This is a genomic window from Klebsiella sp. 28, assembly GCF_018223905.1.
GTDB lineage: Bacteria > Pseudomonadota > Gammaproteobacteria > Enterobacterales > Enterobacteriaceae > Klebsiella > Klebsiella pneumoniae.
Genome location: NZ_JAGRQY010000035.1, coordinates 20,223 through 41,775, shown reverse-complemented (window position 1 = coordinate 41,775; position 21,553 = coordinate 20,223). Strand labels below are relative to the sequence as shown.

Sequence of the window (21,553 nt, the reverse complement as noted above, 5' to 3'; positions counted from 1 at the left end):
GGGTGAGGTGATCTATGTGCGAACTGCTCGGGATGAGCGCCAATGTGCCAACCGATATCTGTTTTAGCTTTACCGGGCTGGTGCAGCGCGGCGGCGGGACGGGGCCGCATAAAGACGGCTGGGGCATTACCTTCTATGAAGGTAAAGGCTGTCGCACATTCAAGGATCCCCAGCCGAGCTTTCAGTCGCCGATCGCGAAACTGGTTCAGGATTACCCCATTAAGTCCTGTTCCGTCGTCGCCCATATTCGTCAGGCCAACCGCGGGAGGGTGGCCCTGGAGAACACCCATCCCTTCACCCGCGAACTGTGGGGGCGCAACTGGACCTATGCGCACAATGGGCAGCTAAAAGGCTATAAGTCGCTGAAAACCGGTAATTTTCATCCGGTAGGTGAAACCGACAGTGAAAAAGCGTTTTGCTGGCTGCTGCACCGTTTAACCGAGCGCTATCCGCGCACGCCGGGCAATATGCTGGGCGTTTTCAAGTATATCGCCACCCTCGCGGGTGAACTACGTGAGAAAGGGGTGTTCAACATGCTGCTGTCGGACGGGCGCTACGTAATGGCGTTCTGCTCGACCAATCTGCACTGGATCACCCGGCGAGCGCCGTTCGGCGTGGCAAAACTGCTGGACCAGGATGTGGAGATCGACTTTCAACGCGAGACCACACCCAACGATGTGGTCACGGTTATCGCCACGCAGCCGCTGACGGCCAATGAAACCTGGCATAAGATCATGCCAGGCGAGTGGGCGTTATTTTGTCTCGGGGAGCGTGTAGTTTGAGGCCAGCTGCGGCTGGACAACCTCGTGGCTGAGCGGCTTGCTCACCACATAGCGGCCGTCGGTCACTGATACGACCGGCGGTTTGTGGGTCTGCTGGAAATAGTCATAGCCAGGCTTGAGCTGTTTCCAGAAATCCGCGTAGTAGGAGTATTTGTGGCGTTCCATGTTGGCGTTGGTCATGCGGAACGGATAGATACTCACCTGCACGCTTGGCTGGCCGAAGACTAAAGCGCCGGTCACGAACTGGAAGATCTCATCGATACCGCTGTCGGTCATGGCGTAGCAGCCGACTGAGACGCAGTCGCCGTGGATCATCAGGTATTTCCCTTCATAACCATGGGCGCGATCGTAGGCGTTCGGGAAGCCGATGTTAATCGCTTTATAGAAGCGGCTGTCGGGTTTGAGCTGGCTGCGGGTGACGTTATAGAACCCTTCCGGACTCTTGAAATCGCCCTGGCGCTGTTTCGGACCGAGGCCACCGGAGTAATTGCAGATCCGGTAGCTGTCGAGGAGCTGGTAGGTCTCACCCATTTTGACGTAAAGGTCGAGCATGCGCTCTTCTTTAAAGATCTCAATGTAAACCGGTGAACCCATTAATTGCTGCTTATATTCTTTGCTTACCGGCGTCGTCGGGCTGTTGCTGCTGAGCAGCCCGGCAAATGACACGCACGGCAACAGAAGCATCGCAATAAATAATGCGATTTTGCGCATACTGCTTGTTCCTTGATAAAACAAAATAGCCACATTGCCAGGACGGCAAGAGAGACCCGAAATCAGAGTTTTCTGGATTTAGAGCGCTCACATTAGCATCACGGCATTTTTTCGCAAGGGCGACGTGGCGGCGTTTACAAATCAGCCTCACTTTATACCCTGCCAGCGACGAAAACACAGTGAGAACTTTGCGCAATAGCTCGCATTTTAGAAGCACTTATCGCCCCTTGCGCTACAGCCGCCGCTCACGAAATGTTACACTTGCGCCGGTTCATCATCAGAGTAAGAAAGGATGCTTCTCTTCCGTCCTGAGCGCTACTGGCGCCGTTTCGCCCTTTCTTCTCTGCCATTCTGTCAATAAGCTGGCCCTGACCTGCGTCGGGGTTGAGGTTACGGATACCTGCTAACGATATGATTAAAATCACGAAAGGGCTGGATTTGCCCATAGCTGGCATGCCATTACAGCAGATTTCTCCCGCGCCAGCGGTGAAGCGCGTCGCGCTACTCGGCGAAGAGTACGTTGGCATGCGCCCCGCGATGGCGGTTAAAGAAGGCGATCGGGTCAAAAAAGGTCAGATCCTGTTCGAAGATAAAAAGATCCCTGGCGTCTGCTTTACCGCCCCGGCGAGCGGGATCGTCAGCGCGATCCACCGCGGCGAACGGCGCGTGTTGCAGTCGGTGGTGATTGATATCGAGGGCAATGACGCGGTGGCGTTTACCCGTTACGCCGCGGACGCGCTGGCCGAACTGCCGCGCGACACCGTACAGCAGCAGCTGCTGGCGTCGGGCCAATGGACGGCGCTGCGTACCCGGCCGTTCAGCAAAACGCCGCTCCCGGGGAGCACGCCCGCCGCTATCTTTGTTAACGCCATGGACACCAATCCGCTGGCGGCGGAGCCGCAGCCGATTATTCTGGCCGAACGTGCCGCCTTCGACGCCGGTCTTACCGTGCTCACGCGCTTGACCGACGGGAAAGTGCACGTCTGCCAGCCCAGCGGCGGCAAGCTGGGCGGTCATCCTCTCGGCCAGGTTTGTTTTAATCAGTTCAGCGGGCCGCACCCGGCGGGGCTGCCGGGAACGCATATTCACTTTCTGGAGCCGGTGAGCCTGAATAAGCAGGTCTGGCACCTCAATTATCAGGACGCGATCGCCATTGGTAAGCTTTTCCTCGACGGGGAGCTCTACTGCGAACGGATAATTGCGCTCGGCGGCCCGCAGGTAACATCTCCGCGGCTGGTCAAAACGACGCTCGGCGCCAGCCTGGAGGATCTGCTGGCAGGTGAGTTGCAGGAGGGGGAAAACAGGGTCATTTCCGGCTCGGTGCTTAGCGGCGCCCGCGCCCATGGCCCTCACGCCTTCCTGGGGCGCTTCCATCTGCAGGTGAGCGTGGTCAAAGAAGGGCGGGAAAAAGAGCTCTTCGGCTGGGTGATGCCGGGCAAAGAGAAATTCTCGATTACCCGCACCACGCTGGGCCATTTCTTCAAGCGCAAGCGCTTTCATTTTTCCACCGATACCAACGGCGGCGAGCGGGCGATGGTGCCGATCGGCAACTACGAGCGGGTGATGCCTCTGGATATCCTGCCGACCATACTGCTGCGCGATCTGCTGGCCGGAGACACCGACAGCGCTCAGGCGCTGGGCTGTCTGGAGCTGGATGAAGAAGATCTGGCGCTGTGCACCTATGTTTGCCCTGGAAAGTATGAATATGGCCCGGCGCTGCGCAGCGTGTTAACCCGGATTGAGCAGGAAGGATAAGAGATGGGCTTAAAGCACCTGATTGAGAAACTTGAGCCGCATTTCACGCATGGCGGCAAGCTGGAAAAATATTACCCGCTGTATGAGGCGGCGGCGACCATCTTCTACACGCCGGGCCAGGTAACCCGCGGCGCGGCGCACGTGCGCGACGCCATCGACCTGAAGCGGATGATGATCCTCGTGTGGTTTGCCGTATTCCCGGCGATGTTCTGGGGCATGTACAACGTTGGGCTGCAGACCATTCCGGCGCTGCACAAGCTATACGGCGCCGAACAGCTGCAGCAGGCGATCGCCAACAACTGGCACTACAGCGTCGCCCAGTGGTTAGGGGTGAGCTTCAGTGCCGACGCCGGCTGGCTGAGCATGATGACCCTGGGCGCGGTCTTCTTCCTGCCGATCTATATCACCGTTTTTATCGTCGGCGGCTTCTGGGAAGTGCTGTTCGCGATTGTGCGCAAGCATGAGATTAACGAAGGTTTTTTCGTTACCTCTATTCTCTTCGCGTTGATTGTGCCGCCCACGCTGCCGCTGTGGCAGGCGGCGCTGGGGATCTCCTTCGGCGTGGTGATCGCCAAAGAGATTTTCGGCGGCACCGGGCGCAACTTCCTCAACCCGGCGCTGGCGGGGCGCGCGTTCCTGTTCTTCGCCTATCCGGCGCAGATTTCCGGCGATCTCGTATGGACCGCGGCGGACGGTTTCTCCGGCGCCACGCCGCTCTCCCAGTGGGCCAGCGGCGGCGGTGAAGCGCTGGTGAACGTGGCGACTGGCGTGCCGGTGAGCTGGATGGACGCCTTCCTCGGCAATATTCCCGGCTCAATTGGCGAAGTGTCAACGCTGATGATCTTCATCGGCGGGGCGATCATCCTCTTTGGCCGCGTCGCGTCCTGGCGCATCGTCGCCGGGGTAATGATCGGCATGATCGCCACCGCCACCCTGTTTAACGTTATCGGCTCCGACACCAACCCGATGTTCGCTATGCCATGGTACTGGCATCTGGTGCTCGGCGGTTTCGCCTTCGGGATGATGTTTATGGCGACGGACCCGGTATCCGCCTCGTTTACCGATAAAGGGAAATGGAGTTACGGCGTGCTGATCGGCGTGATGTGCGTGCTGATCCGCGTGGTGAACCCGGCTTATCCGGAAGGGATGATGCTGGCGATCCTCTTCGCCAACCTCTTCGCACCGCTGTTCGATTATCTGGTGGTGCAGGCCAATATTAAGCGGAGGAAGTCGCGTGGCTGAGAAGAAAAGTAACGATAGCATCGGCAAAACGCTGCTGGTGGTGCTGGTGCTTTGTCTGGTCTGCTCCATCGTGGTGGCGGGCTCGGCCGTGGGGCTGAAATCCCGCCAGCAGGCGCAGCGGGCGTTGGATAAGCAGCGCAATATCCTGGCAGTGTCAGGGCTGATGCACCCCGGTATGGATGCGGATGCGGTAGCGGACACCTTCGCGGCGCGCATTACCCCGCGACTGGTGAATCTGGCCACCGGCGAACTGCTGGAGAAAGACCCGGGTAAATTTAATCAGGCTCAGGCGCTGAAGGATCCGCAGCAGAGTATGGCCCTGGATGCCAGTCAGGATCCGGCTGGTATAAAGCGACGCAGTAATCTGGCGGAAATTTACCTGGTGCGCGACGCGCAGCAGAAGATTGAGCAGGTGGTGCTGCCCATTTATGGCAACGGCCTGTGGTCGATGATGTATGCCTTCGTGGCGCTGGACGTCGATGGCCGCACGGTAAAAGGCATTACTTACTACGATCAGGGCGAAACGCCGGGGCTGGGCGGCGAGGTGGAAAACCCGAACTGGCGCCAGCAGTTTGTCGGCAAGCAGGTGCTGGATGACAACGGCATGCCGGCGCTGAAGGTGGTGAAAGGCGGCGCGCGCGCAGGCGATCTCCACGCGGTTGACGGTTTATCCGGCGCCACGCTGACGTCCAATGGCGTACAGCATAGCTTTGATTTCTGGATGGGCGAACTGGGCTTTGGTCCGTTCCTGAAAAAGGTTCGTGAGGGAGAGCTGAATAATGGCTGAACAGAGCGATATGAAAGAGGTGAAGCGCGTGCTGGTGGGGCCGCTCATCGCCAATAACCCCATCGCCCTGCAGGTGCTGGGTGTCTGCTCCGCACTGGCGGTAACCACCAAACTGGAAACCGCCTTCGTGATGACCATTGCGGTGACCCTGGTGACGGCGTTCTCCAGCATGTTTATCTCGATGATCCGCCACCATATTCCCAATAGCGTGCGCATCATCGTGCAGATGGCGATCATCGCCTCGCTGGTGATCGTGGTGGATCAGCTGCTGCGGGCTTTCGCCTATGAGACCTCCAAACAGCTGTCGGTATTCGTCGGGCTTATCATCACCAACTGCATCGTGATGGGCCGCGCCGAAGCCTACGCCATGAAGTCGCCGCCGCTGGCGAGCTTTATGGATGGTATTGGCAACGGTCTCGGCTATGGCGCGATCCTGATTATCGTCGGCTTCCTGCGCGAGCTTATCGGTAGCGGCAAGCTGTTCGGTATCACGGTGCTGGAAACGGTGCAGAACGGCGGCTGGTATCAGCCGAACGGCCTGTTCCTGCTGGCGCCGAGCGCGTTCTTCATTATCGGTTTGCTGATCTGGGCCCTGCGTAGCTGGAAGCCTGAGCAGCAGGAAAAGGAGTAATCGGTGATGGCTCATTACATCAGCCTGTTTGTCCGCGCGGTGTTCGTTGAGAACATGGCGCTGGCCTTCTTCCTCGGGATGTGCACCTTTCTTGCGGTGTCGAAAAAGGTCTCCACCGCCTTCGGCCTCGGCGTCGCGGTGACGGTAGTGCTTGGGCTTGCCGTGCCAATCAATAACCTGGTCTATAACCTGGTGCTGCGCGACGGCGCGCTGGTTGAGGGGGTGGATCTCAGCTTTCTTAACTTCATCACCTTTATCGGAGTGATCGCCGCGCTGGTGCAGATCCTCGAGATGATCCTCGATAAGTATTTTCCGGCACTGTACAACGCGCTGGGCATCTTCCTGCCGCTGATTGCGGTGAACTGTGCGATTTTCGGCGGCGTGTCGTTCATGGTGCAGCGCGATTACAACTTCCCGGAGTCCATCGTCTACGGCTTCGGCTCCGGCATTGGCTGGATGCTGGCGATCGTGGCGATGGCGGGGATCCGCGAAAAAATGAAGTACGCCAACGTGCCCGCCGGTTTGCGCGGGTTAGGGATCACCTTTATCACCACCGGACTAATGGCGCTGGGCTTTATGTCCTTCTCCGGCGTGCAGCTATAAGGGCGAATAAGTATGGAAATTATTCTTGGCGTCGTGATGTTCACGCTGATTGTGCTGGTGCTGTCGGGGCTTATCCTGGCAGCGCGCTCAAAGCTGGTGAACGCGGGCGACGTGGTTATTGAGATCAATAACGAAGCGGATAAACAGATCCGCACCCCGGCGGGTGACAAACTGCTGAACACGCTGTCCAGCAACGGGATCTTCGTCTCCTCCGCCTGCGGCGGCGGCGGCTCCTGCGGCCAGTGTCGGGTAACTGTTAAAGAGGGCGGCGGGGATATCCTGCCGACCGAGCTTTCGCATATTACCAAGCGGGATGCCAAAGCCGGTTGCCGTCTGGCCTGTCAGGTGGCGGTGAAGCAGAACATGAAGATTGAACTGCCGGAAGAGATTTTCGGCGTCAAAAAATGGGAGTGTGAAGTTATCTCTAACGATAACAAAGCCACTTTCATTAAAGAGCTCAAGCTGCGGATCCCGGAGGGGGAGGTGGTGCCGTTTCGCGCCGGGGGCTATATTCAGATTGAATGCCCGCCGCATAAAGTGGCCTATGCAGATTTTGATGTTCCCGATGAATACCGTTCAGACTGGGATAAGTTCAACCTGTTTCGCTATGTCTCTGAGGTGAAAGAGCCGACCCTGCGCGCCTACTCAATGGCTAACTATCCGGAAGAGAAGGGCATCATTATGCTCAACGTGCGCATCGCGACGCCGCCGCCGAAGGTCCCGGATGCGCCGCCGGGGATCATGTCATCCTATATCTGGTCGCTGAAGCCGGGCGATAAGGTGACGATTTCCGGGCCGTTTGGCGAGTTCTTTGCTAAAGAAACCGACGCCGAGATGGTGTTTATCGGCGGCGGCGCCGGGATGGCGCCGATGCGTTCGCATATTTTCGACCAGCTCAAGCGCCTGCACAGCACTCGCAAAATCAGCTTCTGGTACGGCGCCCGTTCGCTGCGCGAAATGTTCTACGATGAGGAGTTTGAACAGCTGGCGCGCGACAATCCAAACTTTACCTTCCACGTCGCGCTCTCCGATCCGCTGCCGGAAGATAACTGGACCGGGCATACCGGCTTTATCCATAACGTTCTGTACGAGAACTATCTACGCGATCACCCGGCGCCGGAAGACTGCGAGTTCTACATGTGTGGGCCGCCGGTAATGAACGCCGCGGTAATTAAGATGCTCAAAGATCTGGGCGTCGAGGACGAGAATATTCTCCTCGACGACTTTGGAGGCTGACGATGCTGACGGTATTTATCGCGACCTTTGTGATTTTTGCGCTGGTGATCCTCGGCATGTCGCTGGGCTACCTGGTGAAGCGCAAGAGCATCCAGGGCAGCTGCGGTGGGATCTCCGCGCTGGGGCTGGAGAAAGTCTGCGATTGTCCGGAACCGTGCGACGCGCGTAAAAAGCGCCTCGCCCGCGAGGCGCAGCGTCAGCAGCGGCGTATTTTGTAATGCCCGGCGGCGCTGCGCATGCCGGACCTGCTGCTTCAGTTTTGTAGGCCGGGTAAGGCGCCAGCCGCCAGCCGGCATAAAGCGGCTCCGTGCCCGGCGGCGCTGCGCTGGCCGGGGCTGCTGCTTCAGTTTTGTAGGCCGGGTAAGGCGCCAGCCGCCACCCGGCATAAAGCGGCTCCGTGCCCGGCGGCGCTGCGCTTGCCGGGTCAGCTGCTTCGGTTTTGTAGGCCGGGTAAGGCGCCAGCCGCCACCCGGCAACAACATGCCAGCAATGTGAGGCCGCTTTCGCGGCCTTTTTAGCCGTTGACTCCCTTACTGCCAGCTTTTCGCCTGCGCCGGAGAATCCACCATCACCCCGTCGGCGCCCAGTTCTATCGCCGTGCGGTAGTCTTCCGCACTGTTGATGCCGAAGAAGATAATGTGCGCTTTATCCTGCGAGCGGAAGCAATCCATTGCCTCTTTATCCCAGGTGAGCGTCGCCGGGGAGATCCCTTCGCCAAGGGTGAATTTCTCCACCACCTCGACTTTGCGCTTCAGCTCCAGGCCATACCACTGCTCACCATCGCGTTGACTCGCTGGCTGGCACTGATGGCTGAGCGAAATATTGGCAAGCCTGGTGCGGGTTTCACTGCGAGTGACAAAGCGAGGGATGGCTGGCGGCAGGGCGGCGATATAGCGGTCTTCGGTGGAATAGACCCGCACGCGATCGAGGCTATCGGTGGTTTTTAACACTTCAAGCAGGCGCTGGCCCATCACAGTCGGATCGGCATCCGGAGATTTGATATCGATATAGAAAAAAGTGTGCGGCCATTGCTGTAAAACGCTTTGCAAGGTCGGAATGGTGGCCTGCTTACCACGCCACGGGTGGCTGTCATCCCCCCATTTCCAGCCGGCGTCGACTTTCGCCAGCTCGGCGGCGGTCAAACTGGAAACTTTGCCCTCGCTATTGGTCAATGCGGAAAGATCGCTTGACCGGTAGAGCACCGGTACGCCGTCACGGCTTAACTGCACCGTGACCCAGATGGCTTCAGCGTTATTGTCCAGCGCCAGCTTAATGGCCGGCAGGGTATTTTCCGGCGCATCGCCGGTGCCGCCGCGGTGGGCTATCAGCTGTGGAGCGGCCCAGGCGCCGGCGGTGGCCAGCAGGCAAAGCGCGGTAAGTATTTTCTTCATGATTACATCTTCCTGATTTATCTTTTAAATCAATGAAAATAAACATAATTTATTGCAGTTTTATGTTTTAACCGCTTTTTTAGCCGATGAAATAAAAAAAGCATAAAATTCGCATCTGATTTTGCTATGCTGTATGGGTATACAGTGTTGAGTCTGACGATGCGTAAAATTATCCATGTCGATATGGACTGTTTCTTTGCGGCGGTGGAGATGCGCGACAACCCAGCGTTGCGCGATATTCCCCTCGCGATAGGCGGCAGTCGGGTACAACGTGGCGTGATTAGTACCGCGAACTATCCTGCGCGTAAGTTTGGCGTGCGCAGCGCCATGCCGACGGCGACGGCGCTCAAGCTGTGCCCGCATCTCACGCTGCTTCCCGGCCGCTTCGATGCCTACAAAGAAGCCTCGAACCATATCCGCGAAATTTTCTCCCGCTATACCTCGCGCATTGAGCCGCTGTCGCTGGATGAAGCCTATCTTGACGTCAGCGACAGCGAGCATTGTCACGGGTCAGCCACCCTGATAGCCCAGGAGATCCGCCAGACCATCGAACGGGAGCTGCGCCTCACCGCCTCGGCGGGGGTGGCGCCGGTGAAGTTTCTCGCTAAAATCGCTTCAGATATGAATAAACCCAACGGCCAGTTCGTTATCGCCCCCCATCAGGTGGCAGAGTTTGTGCGGGCGCTGCCGCTGGCGAAAATACCCGGCGTCGGGAAGGTATCGGCAGCGAAGCTGGAAAATATGGGCCTGCGAACCTGTGGCGATGTGCAAAACAGCGATCTGGCCATGCTGCTTAAGCGCTTCGGTAAATTCGGGCGTATTCTGTGGGAGCGCAGCCACGGGATTGATGAGCGGGAAATTCATAACGATCGGCAGCGTAAATCGGTGGGCGTGGAGCGCACCTTAGCGGAAGATATCCATGAATGGCCGGAGTGCGAAGCGATTATCGAAAACCTCTATCCCGAGCTGGAGAGGCGACTGGCGAAGGTCAAACCTGACCTGCTGATCGCCCGTCAGGGCATTAAACTGAAATTCAATGATTTCCAGCTGACCACCCAGGAGCACGTCTGGCCGCGGCTGAACAAAGAGGATCTGATCGCCACCGCGCACAAAGCCTGGGATGAGCGCCGCGGCGGACGGGGCGTGCGCCTGGTTGGGCTCCACGTGACGTTGCTCGATCCGCAGCTGGAAAGGCAGCTTTTATTAGGGATTTAGCCATGCATATTCGTGCTTACCGCGACAGCGATTTGCCACTGCTCTGCCAGATCTTTCTGCGCGCGGTGCGGGAAACCGCCAGTCGGGACTATACCCCGGGGCAGATCGCGGCCTGGGCGCAGGTGGATGAGACGCGCTGGCGACAAAAGCTGGCCGACTCAATCGGCCTGGTGGCCGTGGTCAACAGCCAGCCGGTTGGCTTTATCACCGCCATCGGGACGCATATCGATTTGCTGTTCGTCTCGCCGGATCGTGCCCGCCAGGGTATCGGCGGCGCGCTTATCGAGGCGCTCTGCGCTCAGTATCCAGCGCAAATCCTGACGGTGGACGCCAGCATTACCGCAAAGCCCTGTTTTACGGCCCATGGTTTTAAGGTGGTGGCTGAGCAGCGGGTGGCGGCGCGCGGGGAGTGGTTTATTAATTACCGGATGGAAAAACGCGTGGCGCTAAGGTGATGCGGGGTAAAACCGGCGGCGGGCCGCCGCCGGTTGTGGGGCTTATTTAGCCGGAATGGCTTTCAGCAGCTCGGTCAGCAGCGTCCAGTACTGACCGACGCTCTCGATATGGACCTGCTCATCCGGGGAGTGCGGACCGGTAATGGTTGGCCCGATGGAGACCATGTCCATCTCCGGATACGGTTTTTTGAACAGACCGCATTCCAGACCGGCGTGAATGATCTGGATGTTCGGCGTCTTGTTGAACAGACGCTGGTAAGTCTCGCGCACCAGGTGCATCACTGGCGAATTTGCGTCCGGTTGCCAGCCAGGGTAAGCGCCTTTGGCTTCGGTTTTCGCCCCCGCCAGCTTACCCAGAGAATCCAGCATGCTGACCACGTAGTCTTTGCCGCTGTCGATCAGCGAGCGGATCAGGCAGTGGATCTGTACGTTGTCATCGGTCATGGTGACGACGCCGACGTTCAGCGAAGTTTCCACTACGCCTTTCGCCACGTCAGAGTTGCGGATAACCCCGTTCGGCGTGGCGTTCAGCAGACGGATGAAAGTGTCGCGGGAAGCCTGAGTCAGCGCCGCTTTGTCGTTATCGACCGCTTCCACGAGCACCACCAGGTTCTTCTCTTTGGCCTCCAGCTCGTTTTTCAGCAGCGCCTGGTAAGTATTCACCAGCGCTTTCAGCGCATCGGCTTTATCCGCGGCGACGGCGACAGTAGCGTAAGCTTCACGCGGGATGGCGTTGCGCAACGTGCCGCCGTTGAAATCGACCAGACGCAGATCCAGCTCATCGGCGTGGCCGGCGAGGAAGCGCGACAGCAGCTTGTTGGCGTTACCCAGACCAAGGTGAATATCACCGCCGGAGTGGCCGCCTTTCAGCCCTTTTAAGGTGACTTTAAAGCTCTGGAACCCGGCGGGAATCGCTTCGCGGGTCAGCGCCAGGTTAGAGGTGAAATCGATCCCGCCGGCGCAACCCATGTAGATTTCGCCTTCTTCTTCGGAGTCGGTGTTGATCAGGATATCGGCCTGTAGCCAGTTGGCCTGCAGACCGAACGCGCCGTCCATACCGGCTTCTTCGGTCATGGTCAGCAGCACTTCCAGCGGGCCGTGAGCGACGCTATCATCGGCCAGTACCGCCAGTGCGGACGCCATTCCGATACCGTTGTCCGCGCCCAGCGTGGTGCCGCGCGCTTTCACCCATTCGCCGTCAATGTACGGCTGGATCGGATCTTTAACGAAGTCGTGGACGGTGTCGTTATTTTTCTGCGGCACCATATCGAGGTGCGCCTGCAGCGCTACCGGCTTACGGTTTTCCATACCGGCAGTCGCGCCTTTACGAATCAGAATGTTGCCAACCTGGTCGCGTTCCGCATGTAAGCCTTTTTCTTTTGCCCAACCCATAATATGCTCGGCGAGCTGTTCTTCGTGATAGGACGGGTGCGGGATGGAGCAAATCTTGGCAAAAATATCCCAAAGCGGCTGCGGGGATAGTTGAGACAGTTCAGACACGGTAAGTCTCCTTACAGACTCCTGCATACAGCGGTTGCAGGACGAGGGTTAGCGTTAAAATACACAACAAGCCCGGGCTTGCGCGATGGGGTTGAGAATACCACTTTCCACCGCCGCAGGTAGTGTAAACAACGCAAAAAGCGTTGCGCAAACCGCTTAACACTGGTTTTTAGTGCGTCAGATCTCTATAATCTCGCGCAACCATTTTCCCCCTCGAACATTATTTAAGCCGTATTACACAGGCTGGGACACTTCACATGAGCGAAAAATACGTCGTCACCTGGGACATGTTGCAGATTCACGCCCGCAAACTGGCCAGCCGTCTGCTGCCGGTTGAGCAATGGAAAGGCATTATTGCCGTTAGCCGCGGCGGACTGGTACCGGGAGCCTTACTGGCGCGTGAACTGGGCATTCGTCATGTTGATACCGTATGCATCTCCAGCTACGACCATGATAACCAGCGCGAGCTGAAAGTGCTGAAACGTGCGGAAGGCGATGGCGAAGGCTTTATCGTCATCGACGATCTGGTGGATACCGGCGGTACCGCCGTGGCGATCCGCGAAATGTATCCCAAAGCGCACTTTGTCACCATTTTCGCCAAGCCGGCAGGCCGCCCGCTGGTGGACGATTACGTTGTGGATATTCCGCAGGATACCTGGATTGAACAGCCGTGGGATATGGGCGTGGTGTTTGTACCGCCTATCGCAGGTCGTTAATTCTTCAGGACAGTGCTATTTACCACGCCCGGCTTGCCGGGCGTGGTTTTTTTTATCCTTTAGCAGGTTACAATATCCGGAGTGGCACTACGACGGAGACTGCACATGTCACAGGCTAACCTCAGCGAAACGCTGTTTAAACCTCGCTTCAAACATCCCGAAACTTCTACGCTGGTGCGTCGGTTTTCTGCCGGAAAACCCCAGGCGATGCAGTCGGCGCTGAGCGGCAATCACGTCGATCACTGGTACCGTCTGATCAACCGTTTGATGTGGATCTGGCGCGGCGTAACTCCGCAGGAGATCCTCGATGTGCAAGCGCGCATTGTGATGAGCGAGGCCGAACGAACCGATCCTGAGCTGTTCGATACCGTCATCGGCTATCGCGGCGGCAACTGGATCTTCGAGTGGGCGAAAGAAGCCATGCAGTGGCAGCAAAAGGCCGGGCAGGAAGCCGATCCTTTGCTGAGCGGCCGCCACTGGCTGCATGCCTCGAACCTGTATAGCATTGCCGCTTATCCGCATATTAAAGGCGATGAGCTGGCGGAACAGGCGCAGGCTTTAGCCAACCGGGCGTATGAAGAAGCCGCCCAGCGGCTGCCGGGCTCGCTGCGCGAGCTGGAGTTCACCATCCCTGGCGGCTCGCCGATAACCGGCTTTTTGCATATGCCGAAAGGCGAGGGGCCGTTTCCGACGGTGCTGATGTGCGGGGGGCTGGACTCGCTGCAGACCGATTATTACAACCTGTATGAGAACTACTTCTCACCGCTCGGCATTGCCATGCTGACCATTGATATGCCCTCCATCGGCTTCTCGTCAAAATGGACGCTAAATCAGGACACCAGCCTGCTGCATCAGCACGCGCTGCGCCATCTGGAAAATGTGCCGTGGATTGACCATACCCGGGTCGCCGCTTTCGGCTTCCGCTTTGGCGCCAATATCGCGGTGCGTCTGGGCTATCTGGAGCCGCAGCGGCTGAAGGCTGTAGCCTGTCTGGGCCCGGTCGTTCATGGTCTGCTGGTGGATCCCCTGCATCAGGGGCGCGTGCCGGAGATGTATCTTGACGTGCTGGCTTCGCGGCTGGGCATGCATGACGCCTCCGATGAAGCGCTACGCGTGGAGCTCAACCGCTATTCGTTAAAAACCCAGGGACTGCTGGGGCGCCGTTGCCCGACGCCGATGCTCTCCGGCTTCTGGAAGGACGATCCGTTCAGCCCCGAAGAGGAGTCGCGGTTAATCACCTCGTCATCTGCCGATGGCAAACTGCTGGAGATCCCGTTTAACCCGGTGTATCGCAATTTTGATCACGCATTGCGACAGATCGCCCGCTGGATCAATCATAGATTTGGTTAATTTATTGCTAAATTCTATTGGTTTGGTAAAACAGTTGCATCACTAAAGGAGATCGCAATGACGTTACCGAGTGGACACCTGAAAAGTAAGTTGATCAAGAAATTCACGGCGCTGGGGCCTTACATTCGCGAAGAGCAGTGCCATGACAACCGTTTCTTTTTCGATTGCCTGGCAGTTTGCGTCAATGTTAAGCCCGCACCGGAGAAGCGTGAATTCTGGGGCTGGTGGATGGAAATGGAAGCACAAGAGTCACGTTTCACCTATAGCTACCAGTTTGGCCTGTTCAATAAGGAAGGATCATGGCAGGCGGTCGACATTGACGACCCGGAAGTGAGCGACAGGCTGGAAAAAACGCTGCGCGAGTTTCACGAGCGCGCAGCAGCGCTGCTGACCACCTTTAATCTGAAGCTGGAACCGGCCGACGATTTCAGCGAGCCGGTTCGCCTGCGAGCGTAATTTCTCCCCGGTGCCTGTTGCCGCAGGCACCGTCCGATTAAAATCAATACCAATTGTAAATAACCGCCAGCACCAATCCGCCTACTCGTTATACGAGGCGGCAATATAGTAGGTAGTTAAACGAAAAATACCGTACCGTATCGCGTAAAGCGACGTTTCATATCTGCAATCTGGCCCCGTTGATAATGCGTTGCCTATGGATAGTCTGGCCTTGACTATCACTGCTGTCGCGATCAATACAAGACCACTGTTTATAGCATGGATGACCGCTATCATGGTGCCGAAGCATATTCGTAGGGGCTGAGAGGATCCCGGAGTCGAAAGTCGGCACCGCCTCTGGGAAATTCCTACCAGGAATACAGAAGTAATTACTTATCTAACACAGCGCTCATCGTCACCTTATTCCCCATATGGGCGCTGGTGATTTTATAATCAGTTGCATTCAGCTCTTTCGCTTTTTTGGCAATCATCGCTTCAGCGGAGTCAAGCGTATTACTGGTCGCAGTCACGCTATGCGCGGATGTGGTAAAGGCAAAAAGTGAAAGTGCGGCTGCGGAAAAAATAGTCGATACAGTTTTCATGTTCATAATCTTGGTCAGTTGTTTCGTTAACGTTGCCCGTTGCAACGTGATGGCGTAAAGGATATGTCCCGCCCGTTGTCTGAAAAAGAGGGCAACGGGCAATAGACTTTTCTTCTTTTGTTCATAAAAGGAATGGCCCGGCCATTCCTGGCAACAATCAGGCGCTAAAGTTATTCTTCAACGCCTGCAGGCCGTCGCGATAAATACCGCTGAACAGCGCTTCGGCATCCGCGTCGCTGACGTTAACCGGAGTGAAACTGCCGGACCACTCAACGCGGGTGATATTGCTATCGGCAGTTGCCACTACCGCGATAGTGGAGAGGTAATCCACTACCGGGAACGGCGCCTGGATGATCGAGTAGCTATAGCTGCGCTGGCGGTTATCAAACGCTTCCAGACGTTCAATGACCGTGCCGCCATCGGATGTGGTCAGCGTACGCACGCGTCCCCCTTCGCTCACCATGCTTTTCGGGATGAACGGCAGCCAGTCGGGCAGCGAGTCAAAGCCGCCCATCAGTTGCCAGACCTGGTCGACAGAAGCCGGGATTTCGATAGATACAGTGGTAGTAGCCATTTTATTTCTCTCTTTATTTCAGATAATTAGAATTACATTGCCAGGGTGTCGACGACGCCGCCATCGACGCGCAGCGCCGCGCCAGTGGTGGCCGACGAGAGCGGCGAGGCGAGATATACCGCCAGGTTCGCCACTTCGTCGACGTCCGCCGCCCGCTGGATAATCGAGCTTGGGCGCGCGGTCTTTACAAATTCATCAGCCTGTTCACGCGGGCTGCGGCCAGACTGCGTAGCGGCCTCCGCCAGCATCTCCTGCAAACCTTCAGTGAAGGTGGGGCCAGGCAGAATGGCGTTAACGGTGACGCCGGTACCGGCGAGCCGTTTCGCCAGACCATGGGAGACCGCGAGGTTGGCGCTTTTGGTCACGCCGTAGTTGATCATGTCGGCAGGAATCGCGACGCCGGATTCCGAGGAGACGAAAATAATGCGTCCCCAGCCGTTATCGATCATCCCCTGGGCGTAGTGGCGTGACAGGCGCACGCCGGAAAGCACGTTGACGTTATAAAAGTGCATCCACTCGCTATCCGGCACGCTAAAGAAATCTTTATCGTTAAAGATGCCGAGGTTGTTAACCACCACATCAGCATGCGGCTCGGCGGCGAGCAGCGCGCTGACGCCTTCTTCAGTGCTAAGGTCGGCGACCACCCCGCGCAGTTGCGCATCGGGATGTTCGGCATTAATCGCCGCTATGGCGGTATCGACACCGCGCTGTTGACGGCCGACGATGACCACGGTCGCGCCTGCCCAGGCAAGGCCTTTAGCGATGCCTAGTCCGATGCCGGAAGTGGAGCCGCTCACCACGGCGACTTTATGGGTTAGATCCAGTTTCATGTTGTCTCTCTTGTTTTAAGAGGGGCCCGCGGCCCCGCTAAAATTAACGAATCGGCAGTGGCGCGTTATCAGCCACCAGATTCTGGCTGCGCATCTCTTCCCAGAAAGCGGCAGGGATGGTCGCTTTCAGCGCGGCCAGATCTTCCGCCATACGACCCGGACGGCTGGAGCCTGGGATTACGGCGGCCACCGCCGGATGAGCCAGGGCAAACTGCAGCGCAGCGGCTTTCACATCCACCTGATGACGGGCGGCAATGGCCTTGATGTGCGCCACCTGCTGGTGGATCGCCGCAGAGGCTTTCTGGTATTCGAAGTGTTCACCGCCGGCGAGAACGCCCGAGCTGTAAGGGCCGCCGACAACGATATCGACATTCTGTTCCAGCGCTTCCGGCATCAGGCGCTGCAGGGCGCGTTTGTGGTCCAGCAGCGAGTAGCGGCCAGCCAGCAGGAACGCATCCGGCTTCGGCTCGTCGAGCGCTAAGGTCAGTTCGCAAGGTTCGACGCGATTTACGCCCAGCCCCCATGCTTTAATTACGCCTTCTTCACGCAGGCGGGTCAGCGCGCGGAAAGCGCCGGTACGGGCGATGTTGAACTGCTCCAGCCAGCTGTCGCCGTAGAAATCTTGCGCCGGATCGTGGATCCATACGATGTCAAGATGGTCGGTTTTTAGCCGTTTTAAACTGTCTTCAATAGAACGCAGGGTGGCGTCGGCCGAGTAATCGTTGAGGATTTTGTTCTTCAGGCCGTATTCGAAAAGACCGCCTTTCTCACCAAAATCACGCGTGGCCGGGTCTTCCATTTCATCAAGCATGATGCGGCCAACTTTGCTGCTCAGAACGAACTGGTCGCGAGGGTATTGCGAGAGCGCTTCACCCATCCGGATTTCAGAAAGACCGGAGCCGTACAGCGGTGCGGTATCGAAGTAACGAACGCCCAGATCCCAGGCGGCGGCGACGGTGGCGTGCGCCTCGTCTTCCGGGATGTTTCGGAACATGTTACCCAGCGGCGCGCCGCCTAAACCGATGTTACCTGGCAGAATATGTTTGATGCTCATCTAAGATGTCCTCGATATTGGGTTCCCGTTTGGGAAGGGTTCTGTGCGGGCGACTTGTGCTGTCGCCCTGTGACGGAGATCACAATACCTTGCGGTGTTATGACTTGATAGGACATAATTCGTCTGACTTAAGTCCTTTGAGGTCTCATATGATTGATTTACGCCAGTTGAAGTACTTTGTGGTGGTAGCGGAAGAGGAGCATGTTGGCCGTGCCGCCGAACGCTTACATATTTCGCAGTCGCCGCTCAGCCGCCAGATAGCCCAGCTGGAGGAACGCCTTGGGCTGATGCTGTTTGAACGTAACCAGCAGCGTATTCGCCTGACGGCGGACGGACAGACGTTTTTGGCCGAAACGCGCTCGTTGCTGACCCACGCCAACCGTCTCGAGTCATTAGGTAAACGACTGGGGCGCGGCGAAGACGGCGGGTTGTGTATCGGTTATATCGAAAACGCCATGCACTCGGGCGTGCTTTCGACCGCGCTGCGCATTCTGCGAACGTCGCGCCCGGACGTGCATATAGCGCTGTATAGCCAGCCGCCCGCTACGCAGATTGAGGGCCTGCGCCAGCGCAGCCTGGATTTCTCGCTGGTGGACATGCCGCCTTCAGCGGGGGAACAGGATCTGGAGTACACCCAGGTGCTTGATGACCGAATGCTGCTGGCATTACCGCAGAATCACCCGCTGGCCGCGGCGGAAAACTTGCAGCCGGCGCAGCTGGCCGATCAGCAGTGGATCGCGGTTATCCATAACGACGATGCCCATTCGCGCGATGATTTCGTCGCCGCCTGCGTGCGCGCGGGCTTTAATCCGGATATTCGTTTGGAAGCCGGAGAGCCATTAACGGCCCTGGGGCTGGTGGCTGCGGGACTGGGCGTGGCGCTGATCCAGCACAGCCTGCGGCATAACGCCCCTGAGGGGGTCGTGCTGCGGGAAATTCCGTGGATGAGCTATTCGACCCAGCTGTGGGCGGTATGGCACAAAGCCAACCAGCGCCCGCTGGTGATGCACTTTCGTGAGGTGCTACGCGGCGAGAATAATTAGGAATATTCCTGGAGTAGGGCGCGCGGCAAGAAAATCCGCCGCGATCCCTGTCTGCGCAGGAAAATCATGTTACCGTCAAATATTGACCCTAAAATTATAAGACCTTCATGAAATTTCTATTATCTATCAGTTTATTAAGCTTCTTTCTTTCACCGGCTTTCGCCGGCACAGCGGTAAAATTGTCCTGCTCTTTACGCAAAAATGTGACCATCTCGCGTTTCCATTACCAGCTATCGACCATGAAGTGGGGCGACCATTTCCAGGTGGCTTCCGGCATGCGTCAGGCGCAGACCAATAATCATATTCCCTATCGGGTAACCAGCTTTCGCAACGGCGACGATCTGGTCTTTTTCCCGGACAGTCAGGAGTACTTTTTCTTCTACTCGGGAATGGCGACGCCGGACCGTTGCGTGGTGGAGGAACACTACGAGTATCCGGTCACACAGCTGCCGTATTATAAAAAGCCCGCTGCCTGAATCAGGATTGCTGCGACAGCAGTTTGCCAGCCATCGCCTGCTGAATAATCGGGATCGGAGTCAGTAAGTGCTCACGCATCAGCGCGCTGGCCTGTTCGGCGTCGCGCGCCAGAATAGCGTCCACCAGGGTCTGATGCTGGACATGCTTATCTTCCAGCATCTCCACCGACAGCACGGTGGTGCGCAGCCAGATGAAGCGGTAGCGCGCCGCCAGATCGAACAGCCGTTCGCGCATCTGCAGCAGATACTGCGAACCGCAGCCGGCGACGATGGCGGTGTGAAACGCCTGATGGCGCTGGTCCCATTCATCGAGTAGGTGCTCACTCGCTTCGCACGACTCCAGTTTGTTGAGCAGGTGGGCGCGGGCCAGCAGCTCAGCTTCCCACTCGTCGCCGCCGCGTTCAATGGCGAGACGCACCAGCATGGCTTCCATGTTGGCGCGCGCGTCGAAGATATCGAGAAGCTCCTGCTCCGACATGGGCGCTACCCGATAGCCTTTCTGATTGACCACCGTCACCAGCCGCTCGGCCACCAGCTGCGAAAGCGCCTCGCGCAGCGGACCGACCCCCAGGGCATAGCGCGAGGTCAACAGGCTCATCCGCAGCTTCTCATCGGGGTGGTAGACCCCGCGGATGATGTCGTTTTTTAACCAACGGTACCCGTCAATGGCCGTCGCCTGGGGAATGGCGGTCATGTTCTTACTCCTGAATACTCTTCCCGGCGGGCGCCGGGAACAGGGTTAACGCGTATTTTGCAGCGGCAGTTTTTGCCACAATACCAGCTTTTTCCAGCGTGACATAATCGGTACCGTACAAATAATTCCCAGAGCTAACAGGCCGGTAGAGATCACCTCCAGCTGCTGCGCCGGACGAAACAGCATCACCACCAGCACGAAGGTGATAAAGGCGATCACCAGCCAGGTCAGATACGGATAGAGCCACATTCTGAGACGGATCTCGCCGCCTTGCGCCTGAAGGATTTTGCGCATCCGCAGTTGTGAAACGGCGATCACCAGATAGACCAGCAGGGCGATGGCGCCAGAGCTGTCGATGAGAAATTTAAACACCTTGGCGGGGGCATAGTAGTTCACCACTACGGTGAGGAACGCCGCGCCGGTGGAGAGCAGCACCGCCACGTATGGCGTTTTGCTGCGGTTGGTCCGGCCCATAATGGCCGGCGCATCGCCGCGACGGCTCAGGGAGTAGAGCATCCGCGAGGCGGTATACAGCGCCGAGTTCAGACAGCTGGTGACCGACAGGAGGATCACGCCGTCCATAATCAGCTTGGCATAGGGAATATGCAGCAGCTCGAGCACCGAGCGGTAGGAGCCGATGCTCTTCAGCCCCGGCATATTCCATGGGATGAGGGCGACGACGATAAAGATCGAGCACAGATAAAAAATAGAGATACGCCAGATCACCGAGTTGGTGGCGCGCACGATATGTTTATCCGGGGTATCCGATTCGGCGGCGGCGATGGTGACGATCTCCGCGCCCATAAACGAGAACATGGTGATCAGCATCGCGCTCAGCACCGCGCCGAAGCCATTCGGCATAAAGCCGCCGTGGTCCCACAGCCGCGAAATGCCGCTCACTTCGGCATAGGGATAAAAGCCGGTAATGGCGACCGCGCCCAGTACGATAAACGCCAGAATAGCGATCACTTTGCACAGCGCCAGCCAGAACTCGAATTCGCCGTAGTTCTTGACGCTCAGCAGGTTACTGCCGGTGAGGGCGAGAGTGATGACCAGGGAGAACAACCACACCGGGACGCCCGGCACCCACGAATGCAGAATAATCGCCGCGATATTGGCTTCCAGCGGAATAACCAGGACCCAGAACCACCAGTACAGCCAGCCGATGGTATACCCCGCCCAGCGGCCGATGGCTTTATCGGCGTAGGTGGAAAAGGAGCCGGTATCCGGCGTGGCGACCGCCATTTCGGCCAGCATACGCATAATCATCACCACCAGCAGCCCGGCAAACAGATAGGCCAGCAGCACCGCCGGGCCAGCCTCGGCAATGGCGACGCTGGAGCCGACAAATAAACTCGCGCCGATCACCCCGGCGATAGATAACATCGTGACGTGGCGCGACTTCAGCCCCGCCCCTAAATCCTGTGATTGCGACAGTTGCCCCATCATTTACCCTCTCGAAGTGTGTCAC

24 protein-coding genes are annotated in these 21,553 nt (G+C 57.6%); 15 read left to right on the top strand and 9 right to left on the bottom strand.

Annotated features, from left to right (window positions below; translation table 11 throughout):
* Positions 1-14: 14 nt before the first annotated feature.
* Entirely contained in the window at positions 15-782 is a 768-nt protein-coding gene (locus KHQ28_RS06955) for a class II glutamine amidotransferase (RefSeq protein ID WP_002889696.1), read from the top strand.
* On the opposite strand, the gene dpaA is transcribed toward KHQ28_RS06955, so the two are convergent.
* Positions 753-1,493 (bottom strand): peptidoglycan meso-diaminopimelic acid protein amidase, encoded by a 741-nt coding sequence (gene dpaA, locus KHQ28_RS06950; protein ID WP_002889699.1) that lies wholly within the window; start codon positions 1,491-1,493, stop codon positions 753-755. The two genes, KHQ28_RS06955 and dpaA, sit on opposite strands and share 30 nt — an antisense overlap.
* A gap of 411 nt (positions 1,494-1,904) precedes the next feature.
* Between dpaA and KHQ28_RS06945 the strand changes: the two genes are divergently transcribed.
* Genes KHQ28_RS06945 through nqrM form a run of 7 tightly spaced genes read left to right on the top strand, consistent with a single transcriptional unit; the run spans position 1,905 to position 7,965 of the window.
* Positions 1,905-3,248, top strand: coding sequence for a Na(+)-translocating NADH-quinone reductase subunit A (locus tag KHQ28_RS06945; protein WP_002889702.1), 1,344 nt, complete (start codon positions 1,905-1,907; stop codon positions 3,246-3,248).
* Positions 3,249-3,251: 3 nt separating this feature from the next.
* Positions 3,252-4,490 carry an NADH:ubiquinone reductase (Na(+)-transporting) subunit B gene (locus KHQ28_RS06940; RefSeq protein ID WP_004147186.1) on the top strand — a complete coding sequence of 413 codons (1,239 nt, stop codon included), beginning with the start codon at positions 3,252-3,254 and terminating at the stop codon, positions 4,488-4,490.
* Positions 4,483-5,277, top strand: a complete 795-nt coding sequence (locus KHQ28_RS06935) for a Na(+)-translocating NADH-quinone reductase subunit C (protein WP_004177336.1) — start codon at positions 4,483-4,485, stop codon at positions 5,275-5,277. Before KHQ28_RS06940 ends, KHQ28_RS06935 begins: the two co-directional genes overlap by 8 nt.
* Positions 5,270-5,908: an NADH:ubiquinone reductase (Na(+)-transporting) subunit D gene (locus tag KHQ28_RS06930; protein ID WP_002889716.1), complete on the top strand. Its 639-nt coding sequence runs from the start codon at positions 5,270-5,272 to the stop codon at positions 5,906-5,908. The genes KHQ28_RS06935 and KHQ28_RS06930 overlap by 8 nt, the downstream gene beginning before the upstream one ends.
* A gap of 6 nt (positions 5,909-5,914) precedes the next feature.
* Positions 5,915-6,511 (top strand): NADH:ubiquinone reductase (Na(+)-transporting) subunit E, encoded by a 597-nt coding sequence (gene nqrE / locus KHQ28_RS06925; RefSeq protein ID WP_004177335.1) that lies wholly within the window; start codon positions 5,915-5,917, stop codon positions 6,509-6,511.
* Positions 6,512-6,523: 12 nt separating this feature from the next.
* The gene (nqrF, locus tag KHQ28_RS06920) at positions 6,524-7,747 is read left to right on the top strand and encodes an NADH:ubiquinone reductase (Na(+)-transporting) subunit F (RefSeq protein WP_002889720.1); all 1,224 of its coding nucleotides are present in this window, start codon (positions 6,524-6,526) and stop codon (positions 7,745-7,747) included.
* A 2-nt stretch (positions 7,748-7,749) separates the two neighbouring features.
* Positions 7,750-7,965: a (Na+)-NQR maturation NqrM gene (nqrM, locus tag KHQ28_RS06915; protein ID WP_002889722.1), complete on the top strand. Its 216-nt coding sequence runs from the start codon at positions 7,750-7,752 to the stop codon at positions 7,963-7,965.
* Positions 7,966-8,277: 312 nt separating this feature from the next.
* Here nqrM and KHQ28_RS06910 read toward each other — a convergent pair whose 3' ends face one another.
* Positions 8,278-9,138, bottom strand: a complete 861-nt coding sequence (locus tag KHQ28_RS06910) for a glycerophosphodiester phosphodiesterase family protein (protein ID WP_032419377.1) — start codon at positions 9,136-9,138, stop codon at positions 8,278-8,280.
* A 159-nt stretch (positions 9,139-9,297) separates the two neighbouring features.
* Between KHQ28_RS06910 and dinB the strand changes: the two genes are divergently transcribed.
* Together dinB and KHQ28_RS06900 are read left to right on the top strand one after the other, a co-directional pair.
* Positions 9,298-10,353: a DNA polymerase IV gene (dinB, locus tag KHQ28_RS06905; RefSeq protein WP_002889726.1), complete on the top strand. Its 1,056-nt coding sequence runs from the start codon at positions 9,298-9,300 to the stop codon at positions 10,351-10,353.
* Between the two features lie 2 nt (positions 10,354-10,355).
* Entirely contained in the window at positions 10,356-10,808 is a 453-nt protein-coding gene (locus tag KHQ28_RS06900) for a GNAT family N-acetyltransferase (protein WP_004145818.1), read from the top strand.
* A 42-nt stretch (positions 10,809-10,850) separates the two neighbouring features.
* Here KHQ28_RS06900 and pepD read toward each other — a convergent pair whose 3' ends face one another.
* Positions 10,851-12,308 (bottom strand): cytosol nonspecific dipeptidase, encoded by a 1,458-nt coding sequence (gene pepD, locus KHQ28_RS06895; protein ID WP_004152033.1) that lies wholly within the window; start codon positions 12,306-12,308, stop codon positions 10,851-10,853.
* 257 nt (positions 12,309-12,565) lie between these two features.
* On the opposite strand from pepD, the gene gpt reads away from it, so the two are divergent.
* The 3 genes from gpt to crl all read left to right on the top strand — a co-directional run bounded on the left by gpt (position 12,566) and on the right by crl (position 14,830).
* A complete protein-coding gene (gene gpt / locus KHQ28_RS06890) occupies positions 12,566-13,024 on the top strand; it encodes a xanthine phosphoribosyltransferase (protein WP_002889733.1) in 459 nt (152 codons plus the stop codon).
* Positions 13,025-13,129: 105 nt separating this feature from the next.
* Positions 13,130-14,374 (top strand): esterase FrsA, encoded by a 1,245-nt coding sequence (frsA, locus tag KHQ28_RS06885; protein ID WP_002889742.1) that lies wholly within the window; start codon positions 13,130-13,132, stop codon positions 14,372-14,374.
* Positions 14,375-14,431: 57 nt separating this feature from the next.
* Positions 14,432-14,830 carry a sigma factor-binding protein Crl gene (gene crl / locus KHQ28_RS06880; RefSeq protein WP_002889793.1) on the top strand — a complete coding sequence of 133 codons (399 nt, stop codon included), beginning with the start codon at positions 14,432-14,434 and terminating at the stop codon, positions 14,828-14,830.
* A 368-nt stretch (positions 14,831-15,198) separates the two neighbouring features.
* On the opposite strand, the gene KHQ28_RS06875 is transcribed toward crl, so the two are convergent.
* From KHQ28_RS06875 to KHQ28_RS06860, 4 genes are all read right to left on the bottom strand, one after another.
* A complete protein-coding gene (locus tag KHQ28_RS06875) occupies positions 15,199-15,411 on the bottom strand; it encodes a DUF1471 domain-containing protein (protein WP_032419512.1) in 213 nt (70 codons plus the stop codon).
* Between the two features lie 157 nt (positions 15,412-15,568).
* The gene (locus KHQ28_RS06870) at positions 15,569-15,985 is read right to left on the bottom strand and encodes an SRPBCC family protein (protein ID WP_004215795.1); all 417 of its coding nucleotides are present in this window, start codon (positions 15,983-15,985) and stop codon (positions 15,569-15,571) included.
* 32 nt (positions 15,986-16,017) lie between these two features.
* On the bottom strand, positions 16,018-16,815 hold the full coding sequence (locus tag KHQ28_RS06865; RefSeq protein WP_023325095.1) for an SDR family NAD(P)-dependent oxidoreductase: 798 nt from the start codon (positions 16,813-16,815) through the stop codon (positions 16,018-16,020).
* Positions 16,816-16,858: 43 nt separating this feature from the next.
* Entirely contained in the window at positions 16,859-17,869 is a 1,011-nt protein-coding gene (locus KHQ28_RS06860) for an aldo/keto reductase (RefSeq protein WP_032419376.1), read from the bottom strand.
* Positions 17,870-18,018: 149 nt separating this feature from the next.
* Here KHQ28_RS06860 and KHQ28_RS06855 point away from each other — a divergent pair, with 149 nt between their 5' ends.
* Both KHQ28_RS06855 and KHQ28_RS06850 read left to right on the top strand, forming a co-directional pair.
* The gene (locus tag KHQ28_RS06855) at positions 18,019-18,912 is read left to right on the top strand and encodes a LysR substrate-binding domain-containing protein (protein WP_032419375.1); all 894 of its coding nucleotides are present in this window, start codon (positions 18,019-18,021) and stop codon (positions 18,910-18,912) included.
* Positions 18,913-19,115: 203 nt separating this feature from the next.
* Entirely contained in the window at positions 19,116-19,388 is a 273-nt protein-coding gene (locus KHQ28_RS06850; protein ID WP_223366137.1) for a hypothetical protein, read from the top strand.
* Between the two features lies 1 nt (position 19,389).
* Here the strand turns inward: KHQ28_RS06850 and csiR are convergent, their stop codons facing one another.
* Positions 19,390-20,082 carry a DNA-binding transcriptional regulator CsiR gene (gene csiR, locus KHQ28_RS06845; protein ID WP_032419373.1) on the bottom strand — a complete coding sequence of 231 codons (693 nt, stop codon included), beginning with the start codon at positions 20,080-20,082 and terminating at the stop codon, positions 19,390-19,392.
* A 45-nt stretch (positions 20,083-20,127) separates the two neighbouring features.
* On the bottom strand, positions 20,128-21,528 hold the full coding sequence (gabP, locus tag KHQ28_RS06840) for a GABA permease (protein WP_002889795.1): 1,401 nt from the start codon (positions 21,526-21,528) through the stop codon (positions 20,128-20,130).
* Positions 21,529-21,553: the final 25 nt, after the last annotated feature.